Genomic DNA, 2,945 nt, shown 5'->3' on the forward strand with positions numbered 1-2,945 from the left:
GACTTTTTCTACGAAAACAAAAATGAACAATTAATCTGGCCTCCATTATAAAAAAGGGACTGGAAACGTATATTAAAGTACTTATATCTTCCTTCTGCTGGACCAATATCCGGACGCGCAGATAGGACTTACAGGGTCGGTAGCGTACAACTACCAGGATTGGCTGCTAGATTTAGCCAAAGAACATCATTTGAATATTAAAACTATAGTAAAAGAACCTATTCAAAATCTAATAAAATATTAACAATAAACAAAAATTAAAGAAAATGAAAATTGGAATTAACGGATTTGGCCGTATCGGTCGTTTAGCATTTAGAGCTGCTGTAAAACGTGATGATATTGAAATCGTTGGTATCAACGACTTAGTAGAGCCAGATTATATGGCATATATGTTGAAATATGACTCTACTCACGGAAAATTTGACGGTACAGTAGAAGTAAAAGACGGTAATTTAGTTGTAAACGGTAAAACTATACGTGTGACAGCTGAGAAAGATCCGGCTAACTTGAAGTGGGATGAAGTAGGTGCGGAAGTAATTATCGAATCTACAGGCTTGTTCTTAACACAGGAGCTAGCTCAAAAACAACATCCAAGCAGGCGCTAAAAAAGTTATTATGTCTGCTCCAGCAAAAGATGACACCCCCACTTTCGTTATGGGTGTAAACCACAAAGAATTAAAAGCGGACCAACATATCGTATCAAACGCTTCATGTACTACTAACTGTCTTGCTCCTATCGCTAAGGTATTGCACGACAAATTCGGTATCATCGAAGGTTTGATGACTACTGTACACGCTGTGACAGCAACACAAAAAACTGTTGATGGCCCTTCAGTAAAAGACTGGAGAGGTGGTCGGGGTGCTTACCAAAACATCATCCCTTCTTCGACAGGTGCTGCAAAAGCCGTAGGTTTAGTATTGCCAGCCTTGAAAGGTAAATTAACAGGTATGTCTTTCCGCGTGCCTACTGCTGACGTTTCGGTAGTAGACTTGACAGTTCGTCTAGAAAAAGGTGCTTCATATGAAGAAATCAAACAAGCGATGAAAGAAGCTTCAGAAGGCGAATTGAAAGGTATCTTAGGCTACACAGAAGACGAAGTAGTATCTACTGACTTCTTAGGCGATGCACGCACTTCTATCTTCGACGCTAAAGCTGGTATTTCGTTGAATGACAACTTCGTAAAAGTTGTATCTTGGTACGACAATGAATGGGGTTATTCAAACAAAATTATCGACTTAGCACAAGAAGTTGGTAAGTTTATCTAATAGAGATAACAATCGTAAACAAAAAAGCATCGGAATTCCGATGCTTTTTTGTTTGTCTATAATCTTCTAAAGGGAAAACCTTGCCCCTACAGCAAACCAGCGCTTGGGCATCAATACTGCACCGGACTCCACATACTGGGCATTGGCAAGATTACTCATCTCTACATAATAATCCAACTTCCCATATCGGTAGCCTAGGTGCAGGTCAGAAATAAAATAGGGATTATTCAACTCGCGCTCTATCCATCTGTTAGCCGAGCTGAATGTCCAATTCGAACGTCTATAAGAAAGACGAAACAAAACCTGATGTTTCAAGCTCTCCAAAACATATTTGGACTGTACATCCTCCTGATAGCTCATCTCTTTTGGGTTAAGATGATTATACCCTACGACAAGGTTCAATTGTTGATCAGTAGAAAAAATAAAATCTTTTCTTAAGTCTATACTGTAACCATGAACCTTATTGCTTCCAAAGTTGTATGGCTGAAAAGGGATGTCGGTCAAATCCTCTCCTGGAGTATGTGCTTGTTTGATCCAATCTATAAAATCAGTAATCTCTCGATAGAAATAACGTCCTTCTAGCCTCAATCCGGCCACCTTCCCTTGTATCGATGCCTCATACTGCCAAGCAGATTCCGGATTCAACTGCTGGTTACCTTTATTCATAGGTTGATTTAGATAAAGGTCTGTAAAGGAAGGAATACGCTGGCTGGCACCTACATTCACATTCAATTTCCAATCTTTATTAAGTGGGAAGCCCATATCCATTCCCGGATATATCTGCCAGCCGTAATCTGTATTGTAGTTACCATAGGCTCCTAGATGAAGGCCTACTTTAGAGAAAAGTTGCGTCCTATATTCCAAATAAGTTCCTATGTTTGATCGGAAATGCTTACCTAGATTATTGCTGTTCACCTGCTCATCTCTATACTCTACCCCTATCCCCAAATCGCCGAAATCCGTTGTAAATCTGCTATTCAATTCCACCGCAAAAGCATTATTCTTGTGTACAGAACGCGCCTTACTCAGATCTTGTCTATAATAGCGGTAATCATCCTTGTTAAAACGATTGGATATACGTGGACTTAGATAAAACCTTTTTCCTAGATAATGTTTGGAAGCAACATAAGGTTAAAAAAGGTTTTCACGATTTCATAGGATTCCCTATCACCAGGGTATGCATAATAACCGTTAGCTCCGAAAGCGTTGTTAATATAGCCTGCCGCCCACTCTAGTGAATGTTCATCCTGCAGCTGATAGCTTCCTTGATAATAAGTACGTATATCCTCCGTTTGACTGTTATAGCGCTGTCCATTCGACTTTTGTGAAGAAACGGAGAACAGGTGTTGGTGATTCTGTTCTACAAGCTGACCTACCACTTGCATACCTCCAGCGCCATATCTGCCTTTTCCGTCTCCTTCTTCCTTCTTTTCGAATGAGGAGCCCAATTGTATATGTGCTGACAGCCCACTTTTAACATCCTTTCGTGTAACAATGTTGATCGCTCCGGTCAATGCATTAGCACCATAAACACGAGCCATAGGCCCTCGCAAGATCTCTATACGCTCTACTGCATCCATGGCTATAGGAATATTCATAGTATGATGGCCCGTCTGTGGGTCTGAAATTTTTACAATCCATKKMKTAGCAATCAAACGACCYRCTGACTCAAAAGAACC

2 protein-coding genes and 1 pseudogene are annotated in these 2,945 nt (G+C 40.4%); 1 reads left to right on the forward strand and 2 read right to left on the reverse strand.

Features of this window, described 5'->3' with window-relative positions; all coding sequences use genetic code 11:
* Positions 1 to 266 precede the first annotated feature (266 nt).
* Positions 267 to 1,266: pseudogene (gene gap, locus SD31_RS13350) on the forward strand (type I glyceraldehyde-3-phosphate dehydrogenase).
* Positions 1,267 to 1,332: 66 nt separating this feature from the next.
* Here the strand turns inward: gap and SD31_RS15670 are convergent.
* Both SD31_RS15670 and SD31_RS15675 read right to left on the reverse strand, forming a co-directional pair.
* Complete coding sequence (locus tag SD31_RS15670) at positions 1,333 to 2,343, reverse strand: TonB-dependent receptor plug domain-containing protein (protein WP_082021970.1); 1,011 nt, start codon at positions 2,341 to 2,343, stop codon at positions 1,333 to 1,335.
* A gap of 26 nt (positions 2,344 to 2,369) precedes the next feature.
* Positions 2,370 to 2,945: TonB-dependent receptor (locus SD31_RS15675; protein WP_410528270.1), on the reverse strand; the 576-nt coding region annotated here is incomplete at its 5' end.

This window comes from Sphingobacterium sp. T2 (assembly GCF_000814685.1).
Taxonomy (GTDB): Bacteria; Bacteroidota; Bacteroidia; order Sphingobacteriales; family Sphingobacteriaceae; genus Sphingobacterium; species Sphingobacterium thermophilum.